Origin of the sequence: Streptomyces manipurensis (assembly GCF_049570255.1) — a bacterium.
GTDB classification, from domain to species: Bacteria; Actinomycetota; Actinomycetes; order Streptomycetales; family Streptomycetaceae; genus Streptomyces; species Streptomyces manipurensis.
This window is the reverse complement of sequence record NZ_CP186950.1, coordinates 5,832,441-5,850,930: the sequence shown is the minus strand read 5'-3', so window position 1 is coordinate 5,850,930 and position 18,490 is coordinate 5,832,441. Positions and strand designations below refer to the sequence as shown.

Genomic DNA, 18,490 nt, shown 5'->3' with positions numbered 1-18,490 from the left:
CCCAGCAATCCCAGGAGGTGACGACCATGGCCACCACACTCGCCAAGGCTGCCGAGGGCTCCGTGACGGAGCACGCGCACGCCGCCCGCATCGCGCACGTATCGAAGTCCTTCTCCGGCCCGGCCGGATCGCAGCTCGTCCTGGACGACATCAGCCTCGATGTCGCTCCCGGGGAGTTCGTCACCATCCTGGGGGCGTCGGGGTGCGGCAAGTCCACCCTGCTGAACCTGGTGGCGGGTCTGGACAAGCCGTCCGCGGGGTCCATCGAGACCCCGGGCGGCCGTCCGGCGCTGATGTTCCAGGAGCACGCCCTCTTCCCCTGGCTGACCGCGGGCAAGAACATCGAACTCGCCCTGCGCCTGCGCGGGGTGGCCAAGGCCGACCGCAGGACGGAGGCCGAGCGTCTGCTGGAGCTGGTCCGCCTCGGCGGTGCCCACGGCAAGCGCGTGCACGAGCTGTCGGGCGGCATGCGCCAGCGCGTCGCGCTGGCCCGGGCCCTGGCCCAGGACAGCGACCTGCTGCTGATGGACGAGCCGTTCGCCGCGCTCGACGCCATCACCCGGGACGTGCTGCACGGCGAGCTCACCCGCATCTGGGACGAGACGAACCTGTCCGTCCTGTTCGTCACCCACAACGTGCGCGAGGCGGTCCGCCTCGCCCAGCGCGTGGTCCTGCTCTCCTCCCGGCCGGGCCGGGTCGCGAAGGAATGGACCGTGGACATCCCGCAGCCGCGCCGCATCGAGGACGCGGACGTCGCGGAGCTGTCCGTCGAGATCACTGAACACCTGCGTGGGGAGATCCGCCGCCATGGCCAGCACTGACACGAAGGCGAAGACGGACGACCTCGCGGGCCTGGAGGCGGGCCTCGACGCACTGGACGCGGTCGAGGTCCGCCGCACCCCGGTCCGCGAGGTGCTCGTCAAGAAGGCGCTGCCGCCGTTCCTGGCCGTGGGCCTGGTCCTGGCCGTGTGGCAGGTCCTGGTGGCGACGAAGGTCACCGAGGAGACCAAGCTGCCCGCGCCTTCCGCGGTGTGGGACAGCCTGTCCGACATGTGGCTCCAGGGGACCCTGCTGGAGGTCGTCTGGACCAGCGTGTCCCGAGGCCTGCTCGGCTTCCTGCTGGCGCTGGCCATCGGCACCCCGCTGGGTCTGCTCGTCGCCCGGGTGAAGTTCGTCCGGGCCGCGATCGGCCCGATCCTCCAGGGCCTGCAGTCGCTGCCGTCGGTGGCGTGGGTGCCGCCGGCCGTGCTGTGGTTCGGCCTCAACGACGCCATGATGTTCACGGTCATCCTGCTGGGCGCCGTCCCGTCGATCGCGAACGGCCTCGTCTCGGGCATCGACCAGGTGCCGCCGCTGTTCCTGCGGGCGGGCCGCACCCTGGGCGCGACGGGCCTGCGCGGCGCCCGGCACATCGTGATGCCGGCCGCGCTGCCCGGCTACCTGGCGGGCCTCAAGCAGGGTTGGGCCTTCTCCTGGCGTTCGCTGATGGCCGCGGAGATCATCGCGTCCTCGCCGGACCTCGGCCTGGGCCTGGGCCAGCTGCTGGAGAACGGCCGCAACAACATCGACCTGCCGGGCGTCTTCCTCGCCATCATCCTGATCCTGGTCGTCGGCATCGCCATCGATCTGCTGATCTTCAGCCCGCTGGAGCGGTACGTTCTGCGCACCCGCGGCCTGCTGGTGAAGAGCTGACCGGCATGGCCCCCGCACTGCTCGTCATCGCCCACGGCAGCCGCGACCCGCGGCACGCGGCGACCGTGCACGCCCTCACCCGGCGGGCACGGGCGCTGCGGCCCGGACTGCGCGTGGAAACGGCCTACCTGGACTTCAACGCCCCGCGGGTGGAGCAGGTGCTGTCCGCCCTGTACGCCGACGGCGTGCGGGAGGTGGTGGCCCTGCCGCTGCTGCTGACCCGCGCCTTCCACGTCAAGGCCGACGTCCCGGCGGTGCTGTCGGAGGCGCTGCCCCGGCTGCCGGGACTCTCGGTGTCCGTGGCGGACGTGCTCGGCCCGTCCCCGCTGCTCGTCGACGCCCTCGATCGCCGTCTGGCCGAGGCGGGCGTCACCCCGGCGGACCGTGCCACCACCGCGGTGGTGCTCGCGTCCGCCGGTTCCACCGACCCGGAGGCGATCGCAGTGATCGCTGAAATCGCGCGGGAGTGGCGGCACACCGGTTGGTGCGCCGTGCGGCCTGCGTTCGCCTCCGCCGCTCTTCCCCGTACGGAGGACGCCGTACGGGCCCTGCGCGCCGAGGGCTTCGTCCGCGTGGCCGTGGCCCCGTACGTCATCGCTCCGGGCCGGCTGCCGGACCGCATCGCGGAGGGCGCGCGGGCCGCGGGCGCCGACGTGTTGGCCGAGGTGCTGGGCTCCGCCCCGGAACTGGCCGCGCTGCTCCTGCGCCGCTACGACGCGGCCGCCGTCTCACCCGCCCGCCTGCGCGCCCTGACGGCCTGAGGTTCCCGTGCAGCACTAGGCGCCGCGGGCGGCCGCTTCGTCGGCCAGGGCCGTCAGGTCCGCGATGGACATGGCGCCCGGTGGCAGGCCCTCCCGGGCGAAGATGTTCGCGGCGTGCCGCAGGACGTCGTTGACCGGGGTCGGCACCCCGTGCAGCCGTCCCAGCAGGGAGATCTCCCCGTTGAGGTAGTCCGCCTCGACCGAGCCGGTGCCGCGCGCCAGGCTCTGCCAGGAGGAGCCGCCCCGGACCCCCGCCGGCTGCTCGACCTTGCCGTCGCGGGCGAGCGCCTGCTCGGCGTCGGAGGCGTAGGGGATGGCGGCGGCGACGAACGCGGCCTTCCCCTCGCGGACGGCTCGCAGCAGCAGCGCCGCCTTGGCCGGGTCCGGCTCGGGGCCGGTCGTGGCCTGGACGGCGTTGCCGAGGTTCCCCAGCAGCTTGGCGTACTTCCAGCGCATGACGTCCTCGGTCACCGGCGCCTCGAAGCCGGCTGCCGCGAGGTCCGCGGCGACGGCCCGGGCCAGTGCGTCCGTACCGCCCGCGGCCCGGCCGACGTGCAGGATGCCGGTCAGCGGGGCGCACAGCGCGGAGACCACGCCCGGCTCGAGGAAGGTGGACGGCAGCCAGACGCACACCCCGTACACGCGGGCGAAGCGCCGCAGGGCGAGCCGCTCGCTCTCGACGCCGTTCTGCGCGCAGAACACGGGCAGCCGCTGAGCGGCCGTGCCGCCGCCCTCGACCTCCGCGTCGCCCCACGCGTCGAGCGCGGCGACGGCGTCCTGGGTCTTGACGGCCAGCACCAGCACGTCGTCGGGCCGCAGTTCGCCCGCCTCGTCCGGTCCGGTGACGACGGGCAGCCGGTGCACGCGGGTGCCGTCGGCCGTCGTGAGCCGCAGCCCGTCCGCGCGCAGGGCCTCCGCGTGCGTGCCGCGCGCGGCGAGGACGACCTCGCTGCCCGCCTGAGCGAGCCGTCCGCCGATGGTGGCGCCCACGGCGCCCGCGCCGATGATGATGTAACGCATGCCGCAGAGCCTGGCACATCCGGCCGCTCCCGTCCCGGCGGGGGGAGGAACTGCTCGCGTCCGGGGTGCGAGCCGCCGGTCGCCGCCCTACGGGCACGTCAGTTCGACGAGTTTGGCGACGGTGTTCCAGTTCCGGGTGGTCGCTTCGACGCCCTTGACGACGGCGGGCCGGGCGAGGGCCTCGGCCAGCTTGGAGCGGCCCAGGCCGTCGGGGGCGTACAGGTAGACGACGCGGTCCCCGACCCGGTACTCCTCGGGGAGGAAGGCCTCCGCGTCGAGCGCGGCGAAGCGCTCCGGGCCGGGCTGCTCGGAGAGGAAGGTGGCGTGGAGGTGCCGGCCCTCCAGTTCCGCGGCGGGGAAGGGGCACGCGTCGGCGACGGCGCTCAGGTACGCCCCGTCGACCACCAGGCACGCGACCCGGAAGCCGAAGTGGGCCTCGATGGCCGCCTCCAGCTCCCGGGCGAGCGCCGCCGGGTCCTGGTTCGCGCTGCTGAAGACGGCGTTGCCGCTCTGCAGGTAGGTCTGCACGTCGCCGTGGCCGAGACCCGCCAGCAGGGAGCGCAGCTCCGCCATGGGGACCTTCTTGTGGCCCCCGACGTTGATGCCGCGCAGCAGCGCCGCGTATCGGGTGGTCCTCGTCTCGTCCGCCTGCTGCGACTTCGCCGTCTTCTGTGTCATGGCGGCACCTTAGGACCTGGCTAGGACAGTTCGGCCTCGATGAGGTCGGCGGCCTGCCGGGTGCCGCCCTCGGTGGCCATCTGCGCACGGACGGCTTCGGCGCGGGCGGCCACCTCGGGGTCGGCGACGAGCGCGAGGACGGCCTCCCGGAGAGTCCGTGCGTCGGCCTCGGCCATGGGGACGTGCCGGGCGACGCCCAGCGAGACCAGCATGTCGGCGTTGCCGAACTGGTCGACGGCCTGGGGGACGGCGACCATCGGGGTGCCGGTGGCCAGTCCTTCCTGGCTGCCTCCCGCTCCGGCGTGCGTGATGAACGCGTCGGCCTGGCGCAGGATGTCCAGCTGGGGGACCCAGCGGTGCACCTCGACGTTGGCGGGGATCCCGCCCAGGTCGGACTCGTCGGTGAACTTGCCGATCTGCAGGACGACGTGCCAGTCGGGCAGGTCCGCGAAAGCGTCCATGCAGGCGCGGTAGAAGGCGGGCTGCTTGGTGAAGGCCGAGCCGAGGGAGACGAGGAGGAGCTTCCTGCCCTCGGCGTGGGCCGGCCGGGTCCAGGTGCCCTGGGTCGCGCTGCGGTCGCCCTGGCAGGCGCCGACGAAGGTGTGGACGCTCCTGTCGACGCGGTCGGCGTGGGGCTGGAGCGCCTCGGGGATCAGGACGAGGCTGCGGCGCGGGCGGCCCTGGAAGTCGTCGACCCGGTCGTCGAGGCCGTTCTCGGCGAGCCATGCGGCGAACTTCGCGTAGTAGGCCTTGCCGCGCTCGGAGGCCTTCAGAGGCGCGAACATCGCCTCGGCCACTTCGTGTTCGTACCCCTCCCAGGCGACGAGGTTCGGGGAGAGGGAGACGGCGGGGACGCCCCAGCGGTGGGCGAGGACGCGCGCCGGGTAGGAGGTGATGTCGTGGAGGACGAGGTCGGGTTCGTCGCCCTCGAAGGCGGCGGCGAGCTGGGGCAGGGCCTGGACGGCGTCGTTGAGGAAGGGTTCCAGGTTGTCTATCAGTTCGGTTCCCCAGGCCTCCGGCTCGTCGTCGGTGGGGAGGGTGGAGGTGTAGACGACGGGGGTGGCGCCGGTCTCCGCGATCTTCTCGGCGAAGGAGGCGGGGATGGCGTAGCTGACGCGGTGGCCCCGGGCGACGAGCTCACGGATCACCTCGATGCTCGGGTTCACGTGGCCGTGGGCGGCGATGGAGAACATGGCGATGTGGGCGGGCTTCGCTGAGGTCATACCCGGAACCATAACGAGACGAGACGTCTCGTGCAACTATTTTCTCTTGTCCGGGGCGGTACGGCACGGCGCCAGGACGCGGTCCACGTCGACCGTGAGGGATTCCAGCCACGCGAGGGCCCCGAAGTACCGGGACGGCGCCACGCTCTCCGGGGTGTCCGGACAGGGCCCCGGACCGGCCCCGTCCACCGCCCGCGCCGCGTCCCCCGCCCCCGTCCCGTCGGCCGCCACCGCCCCCGCCCGCACCCCGTCCGCCGCAGCCGGCCCGCCCGGGGCCGCCGCGCCGCCCGCCGGTGCGGAGATCGCAGGTTCGGCCACCGCGCGCCGGGCCGCGGCGTACATCTCCGCCACCAGTTCGGCCGTACGGCCCCCGAGGCGGTCCCGGTGGGCCGGGTCGAGGACCGGGCCGGACCGGGCGAGCAGCCGGCGCGAGCCCCACAGGACGTGGTGGCCCGTCATCACGGCCGCCTGCCAGTCCGGGGCACCCGCCGCGGGCGCCCTCGGCTCCCCCTGGCGCTGCGCGTACGCGCTCTCCGCCAGGGCGAGCGCCCGTTGGAGCGCCCGGTCGTCGGGGGTGATCCCCGCCGCACCCGCCACCACGGCGGCCGTGGTCCGCTCGACCGCCTCGGCCTCCCGTTCCAGCAGCTCGGCCACGGCCCGGTGCAGCTCGGCCTGGGCGCCGCGGGGCCAGGCGAGCAGCCCGAAGACCACGCCGATCATGCTGCCGATGATCACGTCCATGATCCGCACCTCGGCCAGCCGCCAGGTCACGGGCGCCAGCTGCGCGAAGACGAAGGACACGACGAGGGTGAACATCCCCTGCGCCCAGCCCACGCCCCGGACCGGTCCGACCCGGAAGGCCACGACCATGACCACGGGCAGCACGACGGCGTAGACGGTGGTGCGTCCTCCGACCAGGGCGAGGACGCCGGCGGCGAGCAGCGCGCCCAGCAGGGTCCCGGCGAGGGCCTGGCGAACGGTCGCCTTGGTCTGGGCGGCCGTGGTGCGGGTGAGGCTGAGGACGGCCAGCATGGCCCAGAAACCGTGGGGCAGCGACTCCACTCCGGCGATGGTGCGCGCCGCGCCGAGGGCCAGGGCGATCCGTACGGCGTTCTGGAAGTACACCGACCGGGGCCCGGCGTGGGCCACCAGCCGGTGCCACCACAGCAGCGGCGCACCCCGGCCCGCGTACCAGAAGCGGATGGCGTCGACCCCGCCGGGGATGCGTGCGCGGCGTCCCCGCACGGCCAGCTCCGCCGCGGTGGTGTAGGCCACGGCGGCGTCGGCGACCTCCAGCAGGGCGGCGCGGCGGCGGCCGCGGGCCGCCGTCAGGCCCTGCCGCTCGTGCTCTGCGCGGTCCCCGGCCTCCTCGCGCAGCCTGCGCAGGTGGAGGGCCTCCTCGTTCCCGCCGCCGGCGCCGGAGAGGAGGGCGGCCGATTCGGCGACCGCCCGGCCGACGGAGTCGAGCAGCTCCGCGCCGGGGGGCAGGGGGGCCTTGCCGGGCGGGGGCGGCGGCAGGTGCAGCAGCCGGCCGAGGAGGGTACGGGCGGTCAGGCCCGTATGGGCGAGGGCTCGGTCGCGCAGGCCCGGCCCGGCGGGGCGGTCGGCCTCGTCGACCCGCAGGGGCCGCAGCGATTCGCCGGCGGCGTGGACGGCGGCCACGGAGGCGGCGGAGAGTGCGTACGGGGGCCGGTTCAGCTCGGCGGCGCAGCGGACGGCGACCGTGCCGGCCTCGGCGGCGAGCCGCCGGTAGGTGGGGCCGCGCGGTTCGGGGAGCACGAAGAGTTCGGCGAGGACGAGCAGGGCGAGTCCGACGGTCACGCCGAGGAGCCGCTGGCCGAGGGTGTCGGGGGCGTAGGGCGGGAAGCTCGGCATGATGTAGAGGAGTTGCAGCCCGGGGCTCGCGCCGGCCGCGCGGGGGCCGGCGGCCGCCACGAAGGCGAGCACGAAGCCGATGAGCAGCATGCCGGCGACGGCGGCCCAGGTGCGTACGGCGAGGTAGGTGCCGGCGGCCACCAGCAGCCAGACGGCGGGGGTCGTCCTGACCATGACGGCCGCGCGCTGGCGCCCGGTCCCGGGGATGTGGGAGAGGGCCGCCATGGACACGACGCCGAAGAGGGCGTACGTGGCCGCCACGGGCTCGTCGAGTCCGTAGAGGAACAGGTAGAAGCCGCCGCATGCGGCGAGGGTGGTGCGGATCGCGCGCCGCGCCACCGTACCGGGGCCGCGGCCTGCGCTTCCGTCGCGTTCGGCGCCCACCACTCCAGCATCGGGCCGGTGGCGGGAAGCCACCACCCACCGGGTGCGCACGGGTGGCGGGTTGCCTCGGGCGACCCGCCCGGGCTTTAATGAATGAACAGTCATTCATTAATGGTGGGTGAGGGAGGTGGGCGGTCGTGGGACGCCCCAGGGGGGTCGCGGACGAGACGATCCTGCGCGCCACCGTGCAGGTCATGGGCCGGGTGGGGCCCGCCGGTCTCACTCTGGCCGCCGTGGCCCGCGAGGTCGGCCTGGTGCCCGGCACGCTCGTGCAGCGCTTCGGGTCCAAGCGCGGTCTGCTGCTGGCACTGGCCGACCTGTCCGCCCGGGAGGCGGACGAGAGCACCGGACCCGCCCGGGCCCCCGGGACCTCCGCGTTGGAGGCCCTGACGGCGCTGGCGGCGGAATCGGCCTCCGGCAGGGACACGCCCGAGTCCTTCGCCCACCACCTGGCCTTCCTGTGCGCGGACCTCGCCGACCCCGAGCTCCACGCCCGCGCCCTGGCCGTGCACCGGGCCCGGGAACGGTCCTTCGGTGCGCTCCTGGCGGAGGCCGCCGACGGCGGCGAGCTCCGCGCGGGCACCGACGTGGCCGCGCTCGGCCGCACCGTGCAGGCGGTCACCGCCGGCGCCGGCCTGGCCTGGGCCCTGGAACGCCACGGCACCCTCGGGGACCGGATCCGCCGGGAGCTCGACGCCGTGCTGCGCCCCCACCTGCCGCCGCGGCGGCACCCCGACGACCTGGAGGAATCATGAGCACCGGCACGCGCCCGCTGAGCGGAAGGGTGGCCCTGGTCGCCGGCGGCACCCGCGGCGGCGGACGGGGCATCGCCGTCGAACTGGGGGCGGCCGGCGCGACGGTGTACGTCACCGGACGCAGCAGCTCCGCGGGGCGCTCCCCCATGGACCGCCCCGAGACGATCGAGGAGACGGCCGCCGCCGTCACGGCCGCCGGCGGCACCGGTGTCCCGGTCCGCACGGACCACAGCAGTCCCGAGGAGGTCCGCCGCCTCGTCGACCGGATCGCCGCCGAGCAGGACGGCCGGCTCGACGTCCTGGTCAACTGCGTCTGGGGCGGTGACCCGCTGACGGACTGGGAACACCCGCTGTGGGAACAGGACCTGGAGACCGGTCTGCGGCTGGTGCGGCAGGCGGTGGAGACCCACGTCATCACGAGCCGGTTCGCCCTCCCGCTCATGGTGGCGCGCGGCAGCGGACTCGTCGTGGAGGTCACCGACGGCAACACCGCCCGCTACCGCGGCTCCTTCTTCTACGACCTGGCCAAGTCCTCCGTGATCCGGCTCGCCGTGGCCCAGGCCGTCGAGCTGAAGCCGCACGGTGTCGCCGCCGTCGCGATCACCCCGGGGTTCCTGCGCTCGGAGGCGATGCTGGAACACCTCGGGGTGACCGAGGCCGACTGGCGCGACGGCGCCGCGCAGGACCCGCACTTCGCCCAGTCCGAGAGCCCCGCCTACCTGGGGCGGGCGGTCGCGGCGCTGGCCGCCGATCCGGCCGTCATGGCGAAGACGGGACGGGCGCTGGCCACCTGGGGTCTGTACGAGGAGTACGGGTTCACCGACGCGGACGGCAGCCGCCCCGACTTCGCGGCGCACTGGGCGAGGCACCTGGTGGACGAGCACGGTCCGCTCGGGGACCCGCTCTGACCGGCACGGCGCCGTCCGCGGCTGGTAGAACGACGGCATGGACGAAGCACGGGCCAGGGACGTACTGACGGCATCGGGTCTCGCGGGCCGGGGCGCAGGCGCCGCCGCGGCCGCCGACCTGCTCGCGCTGGGCGAGAACGCCGTGTTCGCGGTCGGCGGCCTGGTGGTGAAGGTGGGCCGGGAGGCGGCCCTGGCCGACCGTGCGGCGCGCGAGCTGGCGGTGGCGGGCTGGTTCGCCGCGTGCGGGGTGCCGGCGGTCCGGGCGGCCGAGCCGAAGCCCCGGCTGGTGGAGGGGCATCCGCTGACGCTGTGGCACCGGCTCCCCGACGCGGTCCGTCCGGCCGGGCCGGAGGACCTCGCGGTGTTGCTGCGGGCCGTCCACGCGCTGCCCGCACCGCCGTTCCCGCTGCCCGCCCGGGACCTGCTGTCGGGAGTGGAGCGCTGGCTGCGGCTGGCGGGGGACGCCGTCGACCCGGCCGACGCGGCGTACCTGCGGGCACGCCGGGACGCCTACGCGGGCGAGGTGGCGGCGCTGACCGCGCACCTGGAACCGGGCACGGTCCACGGCGACGCGCTGCCCCGCAACGTCCACGTCGGCCCGGACGGCCCGGTCCTGGTCGACCTGGAGACGGTCTCCCACGACCTGCGCGAACACGATCTGGTGGTGATGGCCCTGGCCCGCGACCGGTACGGCCTGCCCGCCGAGGAGTACGAGGCCTTCGCCGCGGCGTACGGATGGGACGTACGCGAGTGGGAGGGCTGCGCGGTCCTGCGCGGCGCCCGCGAGACGGCGAGCTGCGCCTGGGTCGCCCAGCACGCGCCGGGCAACCCCCGGGCCCGGGCCGAGTTCCGCAGGCGGGTGGCCTCGCTGCGCGACGGCGCCGCCGAGGTCCGCTGGCACGCCTTCTGACTCCCGGCGCCGGATGCCCGCGGGGCTTCCGGGCCACCCCGCCCCGGGGGCGGACGGCGCGGACCGGGCCGCTCGGCCCGTGCGCGGGTCAGGCCGGCACGAGGGCCCGCAGGGGCCAGGCCCCGTCGATCACCGCGTCCGGGGTGCCCTGGCGGCGCAGGTACGACTGGAAGTCGCGGGCCCAGCGCGCGTGCCAGGTGCTCTGCCGGTCGTGCAGGTCGGCCGGGGTGAGCGCCGCCACTCCCGGGTGGCGTTCGGCTATCGCCCGCGCCACGTGGACGGCGGCCAGGGCGTCCGCCCCCGCGTCGTGCGCGGCGTCGAGGGTCACCCCGTACACCCCGCAGACCGCCTCCAGGGTCCGCTTGCCGCGCCGGTAGCGGTCGACGGCCCGGTCGATGGTCAGCGGGTCCACCACGGGCCCGGTCTGCGCCCCGCCCAGCCGGTCGGCGAGCGACGGCAGCCCGTGGCGGGCCAGTTCGGCGCTCAGCAGGGTCAGGTCGAAGGCGGCGTTGTACGCCACCACCACCGCGCCCGCGCGCCAGTGCCCCACCAGGGTCCGCGCGACCTCGTCGGCGACCTCCCGCACCGGGCGGCCCTCCGCGACGGCGCGCTCCGTGCTGATCCCGTGGATGGCCGAGGCCCCCTCGGGGATCGGTATGCCCGGATCGGCCAGCCAGCCGCGCCGCTCCTGCACCGCCCCGTCCCGGACCTCGACCACGGCCGCCGTCACGATCCGGGACTCGCCCGGCTCCGTGCCCGTCGTCTCCAGGTCGAAACCGATCAGCACCCGGCCGTGCCAGTCCCCCGTACCGCGCTGGTCCTCCACCCCTCGTCCCTCCCCCGTACACCTTCGGTCAACGGGTTTCAGCCTGCCACGGGGCACTGACAAGCCCGCGGCGGGGCCCGCGCAGCGGCCCGTTCCCGGGGGCCGCGGCGGTCACGACACCGGGCGGGAGTCCTCCCACATCGACTCGAACTCCTCGCGGTACGTCGCGAACAGGCCGTGGTCGGCGTCCTTCGGCACCCCGCGCCCGCCCCCGCGCAGCACCAGCACGGGCGACTCCATCCCGCGCGCCCGCCGCAGGTAGGACTGGACCACCGCGATGCCCGACGCCTGGCCCTCCACCAGGTAGGCGGTGAAGCGCGGCGTCTCGTCGAAGACGTGGATCTCGAAGCGGGAGGGGTCCTTCAGGCCGGCCCGGACCCGCCGTACGTGCAGGATGTTCATCTCCACCGAGCGGCTCAGCTCGCCCTTGCGCAGGCCCAGCTCCCGTTCCCGGCGCTTGACGGCGCTGCTCGCCGGGTTGAGGAACAGCAGCCGCACCCGGCAGCCCGCCTCGGTGAGCCGGACGAGTCTTCGTCCGGAGAAGTTCTGGACGAGCAGGTTCAGCCCTATGCCGATGGCGTCGAGGCGGCGCGCGCCGCCGAAGAGGTCCTCGGCGGGCAGCTGCCGCTGGAGCCGCACCCGGTCGGGGTGGACGGAGACGACGTCCGCGTACCGGTCGCCGACGAGGTCCTCGACGGCGTCGATCGGCAGCCGGTCCGCGGCGGGGCTGCCCGCTCCGCCGCCCAGCACCTCCAGCAGCCGCGAGGAGGCGCGCTCGGCCTGTTCCAGCACCGGCCGGGACAGGGCCCGGTTGCGGGAGACGACGTTGCGGGTGACCTCCAGCTCGTCCAGCGCGAGTTCGATCTCGCGCCGGTCGTCGAAGTACGGCTCGAAGCAAGGCCAGTGCTGGACCATCAGCTCGCGCAGCTGGGGCAGGGTCAGGAAGCTGAGGACGTTGTCGTCGGCGGAGTCGAGCAGGTAGCCCTTGCGCCGGCTGACCTCGCGCACGGCCACGGCGCGCTGGACCCATTCCTGCCCGGCCGGCCCGGCCGCGGCGACCACCCAGTCGTCCCCGCCGTGCACCGGCTCGTAGATGGGCCGCAGGACCGCGCCGACCACCGACCGCAGCCGCTGCTCGATCAGGTTGAGCCAGATGTAGGCGCGGCCGGCGCGCTGCGCCCGGGTGCGGACCTCGCTCCAGGCCTCCGCCCCCCAGTCCAGTTCGGCGCCCGCCCGGGCGCCGCCGGACTCGGCCGGTCCGCCCGCCAGGGAGACCGCCCCGGCCGGGACGCCCGCCGGCGCCCCGCCGGGGGCACCGCCCGGTGCGTCCGCCGGACCACCCTCGTGACTGCTGTCACCAGGGGGAAGCTCCAGACCTCCCGAGCTCACCCGTGCACCGCCTTCTGCGTCTGGACGCCCGTCTCCAGTGATCACGGAAGGGTATCCCGCGCGCGCGGCCCGGTGCAGCCCGATGGCCCGCACACGGGAGGTCCATTGACCCATTATCGGATGCGCGGACAGTCCGATGACCCGACTGTCAGCTCTGCGGGTCACCCGGTAGGACCACTCCCAAGTCCGCGCGTGAGGACCCTCTTTCGGGGAAGATCTGCCAGTGACGCGGTCCACGCCGGATGATCCGGGACATCTCCGATACCAGGGAAGAGTCGTTGCCCATGCAGGTCTGGCCGGGACAGGCGTATCCCCTCGGCGCCACGTACGACGGCGCCGGAACCAACTTCGCGGTCTACTCCGAGGCCGCACGGCGCATCGAGCTGTGCCTTCTGCACGACGACGGCTCGGAGACCGCCGTCGAACTGCGTGAGACGGACGCGTTCGTCCGCCACGCCTACCTGCCGGGGATCATGCCCGGCCAGCGCTACGGCTTCCGGGTGCACGGCCCGTACGAGCCCGAGCGGGGCTTGCGCTGCAACGCGGCCAAGCTGCTCCTGGACCCGTACGCGCGGGCCGTCAGCGGCAGCGTCGCCTGGGGCGAGCAGGTGTACGGCTACCACTTCGGCCGGCCGGACTCGCGCAACGACCTGGACTCGGCCCCGCACACGATGAGTTCGGTCGTGGTCAATCCGTACTTCGACTGGGCGAACGACCGGCCGCCGCGCCACGAGTACCACCACACGGTGCTGTACGAGGCGCACGTCAAGGGGCTGACCATGCGTCATCCCGAGCTGCCCGAGGAGCTGCGCGGTACGTACGGCGCGCTCGCGCACCCGGCGGTCATCGGCCACCTCACCAAGCTGGGCGTCACGGCGCTGGAGCTGATGCCGGTGCACCAGTTCGTGCACGACCACCGGCTGGTCAACGACGGGCTGAGCAACTACTGGGGCTACAACACGATCGGCTTCTTCGCCCCGCACAACGGCTACGCGTCCGGTGACCGCGGCCAGCAGGTGCTGGAGTTCAAGTCGGCGGTCCGGGCCCTGCACGAGGCGGGGATCGAGGTGATCCTCGACGTGGTCTACAACCACACGGCGGAGGGCAACCACCTGGGGCCGACGCTGTCCTTCCGCGGGCTCGACAACGCCTCGTACTACCGGCTGTCGGAGGATCCGCGGCACTACATGGACACCACCGGCACCGGGAACTCGCTGCTGATGCGCTCCCCGCACGTGCTCCAGCTGATCATGGACTCGCTGCGCTACTGGGTCACCGAGATGCACGTGGACGGCTTCCGCTTCGACCTGGCCGCGACCCTGGCCCGGCAGTTCCACGAGGTGGACCGGCTGTCGTCGTTCTTCGACCTGGTGCAGCAGGACCCGGTGGTCAGCCAGGTGAAGCTGATCGCGGAGCCCTGGGACCTCGGCGAGGGCGGCTACCAGGTGGGGAACTTCCCGCCGCTGTGGACGGAGTGGAACGGCAAGTACCGCGACACGGTGCGGGACCTGTGGCGGGGGCAGCCGCGCACCCTCGCGGAGTTCGCCGGGCGGCTGACGGGCTCCTCGGACCTCTACCAGGACGACGGCCGGCGCCCGCTGGCGTCGATCAACTTCACCACCTGCCACGACGGGTTCACCCTGAACGACCTCGTCTCGTACAACGAGAAGCACAACGAGGCCAACCGGGAGGGCAACCGGGACGGGGAGACCCACAACCGGTCGTGGAACTGCGGGGTGGAGGGGCCGACCGAGGACCCCGACGTCATGGAGCTGCGCGAGCGGCAGATGCGCAACTTCACGGCCACGCTGATGCTGTCGCAGGGCGTGCCGATGCTCAGCCACGGCGACGAGTTCGGCCGGACCCAGGGCGGCAACAACAACGCCTACTGCCAGGACAACGCGCTGTCCTGGGTGAGCTGGCCGGAGCCGGGCAAACCGGCTCCGTCCCTGCTGGAGTTCACCCGGCGGATGGTGTGGCTGCGCCGCGACCACCCGGTGTTCCGGCGGCGCCGGTTCTTCCACGGGCGGCCGGTGGAGGGCACCCACGACGAGCTCTCGGACATCGCCTGGTTCACCCCGCACGGGGAGGAGATGCGGGCCCGCGACTGGCAGGCCCAGCACGCGCGGGCGCTGACGGTGTTCCTCAACGGGGAGGCGATCTCCGAGCCGGGCAGCCGCGGGGAGCGGATCACCGACGACTCGTTCCTGCTGATGTTCAACGCGGGCGCCGATCCGCAGGACTTCACGATCCCGGCCGGGCACGGCGCGCAGTGGCGGCTGGTGGTGGACACCGCCCGGGCGGACGTCCTGCCACCCGGTACCGGGCCGCAGTACGCGGCGGGCGACCGGGTGGCCCTGACGGGACGGTGCCTGGTGGTGCTTCAGCGCCCGGCGTAGGCGGCGCCGCCCGGGGTGGGCCGGTGCCCGCCGCCGGGCGGCGGGGCGGGCTGCGGACGGGCTGCGGGCACCCGGGTGACGAGGGCGAGGAGCAGGCAGAGCGCGGCCGCGCCCACCGCCACCGCGAAGGCGCCGTCGGGTCCGTGGCGTTCGGTGAGGCGTCCGCAGACCGCGAGCGCGACGGCCTGTCCGGCCACCAGGCTGCTCGCGGCGAACGCCATCGCGGTGGCGAGCCGGGCGGGTTCCACGGCCCGTTCGGTCAGCGCGAAGGCGGTGATCAGGTGGGGGGCGTAGGCGGCGCCGAGGACGGTGACGACGGCGTACAGCGGCCACAGGGCGTCGGTGAAGAGCAGGGGCACGGAGAGCACGAGGGCGGCCGCGGTGGCCACCCGCCAGCGCAGCCGCAGGCCGAAGCGGGCCGGGAGCGCGCCGAGCGCGAGGCCGACGACCGCGCTGACGACGCCCATGGCGGCGTAGACGACGGCGGCCTGGTCGGGGACGCCGAGGCGGAGGGTCAGGGCGGTGATGCCGGCCTGGCAGGCGCCGAACATGGCGCCCTGGAGGGCGAGGGAGCCGCGGACGGCGTGGACGACGGCGGGTGTCCGGGCGCGGCCGGTCCCACGGCGGGGCCGTGCGGGGGACCCGGGGGTGGCGGCGGCGCTGGGGTGGAGGGCGAAGGCGGTCCCGAAGACGGCGACGAGGCCGGCCGCGCCGGCCAGGGCGAAGGCCGGGTGGGCGACCAGCGCGGCGAGGCCGACCAGGGCCGGCCCGAAGACGTAGGAGACCTCGTCGAGGGTGCCCTCGAGGGCGTGGACGGCGCCCTTGACGCCCTCGTCCGCGCCGGCCCGGTGGGCGAGTGCCACCGAGCGGGTCCGGGCGAGCGGGCCGATCAGCGGGACGGACGCGCCGGTGAGGGCGCCGAGCACGGCGAGCGGGACGGTGTCGAGGCGGCCGAGGGCGCCGGCGACCAGGGCGGCGGTCGCGAGGGCGTTGACGGCCGCGGCGGCGAGGACGACGGGCCGCTGGCCGTGCCGGTCGGCCAGCCGGCCGAGGACGGGCCCGCACAGGACCTGGCCCAGGGACAGGGCGCCCCCGACCAGTCCGGCGGTGGCGAGGGAGCCGCTGGTCCGGGCGACCAGCAGGAAGCTTCCGAACTGCGACATCGCGACGGGGAGCCGGGCGAGGAAGGAGACGCAGGGCAGCAGGGGCCCGGTCAGGGCGATGACTCTTCGATAGGTGGAGACGGTTCCAAGCACTTGATCAACGCTAACCCGGTGCAGTCACTCGGATGCATTGGGTCATGGCACGGAATCCGGCAGGCTGGGTACGTACGTTCTCATGAGCCAGCCGCGCCCGACCCCCGAATCGGACCCCGCCGTTCCGACGCCCGTCACCCCGGCGTCGACCTACCGCCTCCAACTGCGCCGCGAGTTCCCGTTCGCGGCGGCCGAGGCGGCCGTGCCGTACCTCGCCTCGCTCGGCGTGTCCCACCTGCACCTCTCCCCCGTCCTGGAGGCCGCGCCCGGCTCGACGCACGGCTACAACGTCACCGACCACTCCCGCGTGCGGGCCGAGCTCGGCGGGGAGGCCGGACTGCGGGCCCTGGCGACGACCGCCCGGGCGCACGGACTCGGCCTGGTCCTCGACATCGTGCCCAACCACATGGCGGTACCGGCCCCGCTGCGGCTGAACCGCCCGCTGTGGGAGGTCCTGCGCGAGGGCCCGGACTCGCCGTACGCCCGCTGGTTCGACATCGACTGGGAGGCGGGCGGCGGGCAGGTGGTGCTCCCCCTGCTCGGCGGCCCGCCGGAGAGCTGCGACCTGCGCGTCGAGGACGGCGTGCTGCGCCACGGCGAGCAGGAGTTCCCGCTGCGGGACGGCACCGCGGAGCTGCCGCTGCCCGAGCTGCTGGCCGCGCAGTGGTACCGGCCCGCCTGGTGGCGGGAGGGCACCCGGGTCCTCAACTACCGGCGGTTCTTCACCATTTCCGACCTGATCGGGGTCCGGGTGGAGGATCCCGAGGTGTTCACGGCCACCCACGCGAAGGTGCTGGAACTCGTGCGCGACGGGGTCGCGCAGGGCCTGCGGATCGACCACGTGGACGGACTCGCGGACCCGGAGGAGTACCTCGGGCGGCTGCGCGCGGCCGCGGGCGACGGCTGCTGGGTGGTGGTCGAGAAGATCCTGGCCCGCGACGAGCGGCTGCCGTCGACGTGGCCGGTGGCGGGCACCACCGGCTACGACGCGCTGCACCGGGTGGACGGGGTGTTCGCCGATCCGGACGGATCCGCCGAACTGGCTTCCCGCTACCGCGAGTTCACCGGCCTGCCGGCCTGGTCCGAGACGGCCGGGGCCGCCGCCCGGGAAGTCCTCACCGGGGACCTCGCCGCCGAACTGGCCCTCCTCGAGCGGTGGGCCGGCGCCGAGCACGCCCCCGCCGTGCGGGAACTGCTGATCGCCTTCCCGGTCTACCGGGCCTACCCCGCGGACCCCGAGCCGCCGTCGGCCGCGGTGGAACGGGCCGCCCGCGCGGCCGGTCCGGCCGCGGTGGCCGGCGTACGCGAACTGCTCCTGCGGGACCCGGCCTTCGCCGCCCGCTTCGCGCAGACCTCGGCGGCCCTGCGCGCCAAGTCCCTGGAGGACCGGGCCTTCTACCGGTACGCGCCGCTGCTGTCGGCCACCGAGGTCGGCGGCGAGCCGGGGGATCCGGCGGTGGCCGCCGAGGAGTTCCACGCGTACTGCGCCCTCCAGGCCCGGGACTGGCCCGGGACCGGCACGGTGCTCTCCACGCACGACACCAAGCGCAGCGCGGACGTCCGGGCCCGGATCTCCGCGCTGTCCCAGGCGCCGGAGGCGATGGGCAGCCCGCCCGGCGCCGACCCGCACCTGGCCTGGACGGCCCGGCAGACCGCGCTCGGCCTGGGCCGGGCCCCCGAGGCGGTGCCCCGGCTGGCCGACGCCCTGCTCAAGGGGGCCCGCGAGGCGGCGCTGCGCACCAGCTGGACCGATCCCGACGAGGCCTACGAGGCGGCCGTCCCCGGCTACGCCCCCACCCCGCTCGACCTCCCGGCGGACCTTGCGGAGGCGGCCCGCGCGAACCTGCTCGGCATGGCGCTGCTGCACCTGGCGATGCCGGGGGTGCCGGAGGTGTACCAGGGCGCGGAGACCGAGTACCGGGCCCTGGTGGACCCGGACAACCGGCGCCCGGCGCACTTCCCCCGCGAGGCGCTGGCACGGCTGGACTCCGGGGCCGTCCCGCACGGTCCCGCCGAGGAGAAGCTGGCGCTCACGGCGGCACTGCTGCGGCTGCGCCGGGACCGGCCTGAGCTCTTCCACGGCTACGCCCCCGTCGCGGCCCGAGGCCCGGCGGCCGGCCACCTGATCGCCTTCACCCGCGCCCCGGGCCTGCTGGTGGCGGCCACCCGGCTGTCCCACCGGCTCGCGGCCGCGGGCGGCTGGCGCGACACCCGGCTGGACCTGCCACCGGGCACCTGGACCCCGCTCCTGCCCGCGCCCGGCGGGCGGGGCCCCGGGGACGGGCTCCGCGGTTCAGCCGGGGTGGCCGCATTGCTGGACGAGCGCCCGGTCGGGGTCTGGCTCCGCCGGTGACGGCCCGCCCGGGGCCGCTTCCGCGCCGGACACGGTCCGCAGGAGCTCCGCGAAGGCGGCC

15 protein-coding genes are annotated in these 18,490 nt (G+C 74.9%); 8 read left to right on the top strand and 7 right to left on the bottom strand.

Annotated elements, in window-relative coordinates:
- Positions 1 to 26 precede the first annotated feature (26 nt).
- Genes ACPU2J_RS26800 through ACPU2J_RS26790 form a run of 3 tightly spaced genes read left to right on the top strand, consistent with a single transcriptional unit; the run spans position 27 to position 2,453 of the window.
- The gene (locus tag ACPU2J_RS26800) at positions 27 to 821 is read left to right on the top strand and encodes an ABC transporter ATP-binding protein (RefSeq protein ID WP_361588781.1); all 795 of its coding nucleotides are present in this window, start codon (positions 27 to 29) and stop codon (positions 819 to 821) included.
- Positions 808 to 1,692 (top strand): ABC transporter permease, encoded by an 885-nt coding sequence (locus ACPU2J_RS26795; protein ID WP_361588783.1) that lies wholly within the window; start codon positions 808 to 810, stop codon positions 1,690 to 1,692. The genes ACPU2J_RS26800 and ACPU2J_RS26795 overlap by 14 nt, the downstream gene beginning before the upstream one ends.
- 5 nt (positions 1,693 to 1,697) lie before the next feature.
- Positions 1,698 to 2,453, top strand: coding sequence for a sirohydrochlorin chelatase (locus tag ACPU2J_RS26790; RefSeq protein WP_423834185.1), 756 nt, complete (start codon positions 1,698 to 1,700; stop codon positions 2,451 to 2,453).
- A 15-nt stretch (positions 2,454 to 2,468) separates the two neighbouring features.
- Here the strand turns inward: ACPU2J_RS26790 and ACPU2J_RS26785 are convergent, their stop codons facing one another.
- The 4 genes from ACPU2J_RS26785 to ACPU2J_RS26770 all read right to left on the bottom strand — a co-directional run bounded on the left by ACPU2J_RS26785 (position 2,469) and on the right by ACPU2J_RS26770 (position 7,633).
- On the bottom strand, positions 2,469 to 3,473 hold the full coding sequence (locus ACPU2J_RS26785; protein WP_420079233.1) for a ketopantoate reductase family protein: 1,005 nt from the start codon (positions 3,471 to 3,473) through the stop codon (positions 2,469 to 2,471).
- Between the two features lie 87 nt (positions 3,474 to 3,560).
- Complete coding sequence (locus ACPU2J_RS26780) at positions 3,561 to 4,151, bottom strand: DUF1697 domain-containing protein (protein WP_423834184.1); 591 nt, start codon at positions 4,149 to 4,151, stop codon at positions 3,561 to 3,563.
- Between the two features lie 20 nt (positions 4,152 to 4,171).
- The gene (gene mgt, locus ACPU2J_RS26775) at positions 4,172 to 5,386 is read right to left on the bottom strand and encodes a macrolide-inactivating glycosyltransferase (protein WP_420079235.1); all 1,215 of its coding nucleotides are present in this window, start codon (positions 5,384 to 5,386) and stop codon (positions 4,172 to 4,174) included.
- Positions 5,387 to 5,410: 24 nt separating this feature from the next.
- Positions 5,411 to 7,633 (bottom strand): FUSC family protein, encoded by a 2,223-nt coding sequence (locus ACPU2J_RS26770; protein WP_423834183.1) that lies wholly within the window; start codon positions 7,631 to 7,633, stop codon positions 5,411 to 5,413.
- A gap of 137 nt (positions 7,634 to 7,770) precedes the next feature.
- On the opposite strand from ACPU2J_RS26770, the gene ACPU2J_RS26765 reads away from it, so the two are divergent.
- The 3 genes from ACPU2J_RS26765 to ACPU2J_RS26755 are packed head-to-tail and all read left to right on the top strand — an operon-like array spanning position 7,771 to position 10,206.
- Positions 7,771 to 8,388 carry a TetR/AcrR family transcriptional regulator gene (locus tag ACPU2J_RS26765; protein WP_420079237.1) on the top strand — a complete coding sequence of 206 codons (618 nt, stop codon included), beginning with the start codon at positions 7,771 to 7,773 and terminating at the stop codon, positions 8,386 to 8,388.
- Entirely contained in the window at positions 8,385 to 9,296 is a 912-nt protein-coding gene (locus ACPU2J_RS26760; RefSeq protein WP_423834182.1) for an SDR family oxidoreductase, read from the top strand. Before ACPU2J_RS26765 ends, ACPU2J_RS26760 begins: the two co-directional genes overlap by 4 nt.
- A 37-nt stretch (positions 9,297 to 9,333) precedes the next feature.
- Positions 9,334 to 10,206: an aminoglycoside phosphotransferase family protein gene (locus ACPU2J_RS26755; RefSeq protein ID WP_420079239.1), complete on the top strand. Its 873-nt coding sequence runs from the start codon at positions 9,334 to 9,336 to the stop codon at positions 10,204 to 10,206.
- A gap of 88 nt (positions 10,207 to 10,294) precedes the next feature.
- Here ACPU2J_RS26755 and ACPU2J_RS26750 read toward each other — a convergent pair whose 3' ends face one another.
- Positions 10,295 to 11,032 carry a 3'-5' exonuclease gene (locus tag ACPU2J_RS26750; RefSeq protein ID WP_420079240.1) on the bottom strand — a complete coding sequence of 246 codons (738 nt, stop codon included), beginning with the start codon at positions 11,030 to 11,032 and terminating at the stop codon, positions 10,295 to 10,297.
- Positions 11,033 to 11,143: 111 nt separating this feature from the next.
- Positions 11,144 to 12,421: an SAV2148 family HEPN domain-containing protein gene (locus ACPU2J_RS26745; RefSeq protein WP_420079241.1), complete on the bottom strand. Its 1,278-nt coding sequence runs from the start codon at positions 12,419 to 12,421 to the stop codon at positions 11,144 to 11,146.
- 284 nt (positions 12,422 to 12,705) lie between these two features.
- On the opposite strand from ACPU2J_RS26745, the gene glgX reads away from it, so the two are divergent.
- Positions 12,706 to 14,820, top strand: coding sequence for a glycogen debranching protein GlgX (gene glgX / locus ACPU2J_RS26740; RefSeq protein WP_399822765.1), 2,115 nt, complete (start codon positions 12,706 to 12,708; stop codon positions 14,818 to 14,820).
- Here the strand turns inward: glgX and ACPU2J_RS26735 are convergent.
- Positions 14,805 to 16,076: an MFS transporter gene (locus tag ACPU2J_RS26735; RefSeq protein ID WP_423834181.1), complete on the bottom strand. Its 1,272-nt coding sequence runs from the start codon at positions 16,074 to 16,076 to the stop codon at positions 14,805 to 14,807. The two genes, glgX and ACPU2J_RS26735, sit on opposite strands and share 16 nt — an antisense overlap.
- Before the next feature lie 82 nt (positions 16,077 to 16,158).
- On the opposite strand from ACPU2J_RS26735, the gene treY reads away from it, so the two are divergent.
- On the top strand, positions 16,159 to 18,429 hold the full coding sequence (gene treY / locus ACPU2J_RS26730) for a malto-oligosyltrehalose synthase (protein WP_423834180.1): 2,271 nt from the start codon (positions 16,159 to 16,161) through the stop codon (positions 18,427 to 18,429).
- The last annotated feature ends 61 nt before the right edge of the window (positions 18,430 to 18,490 follow it).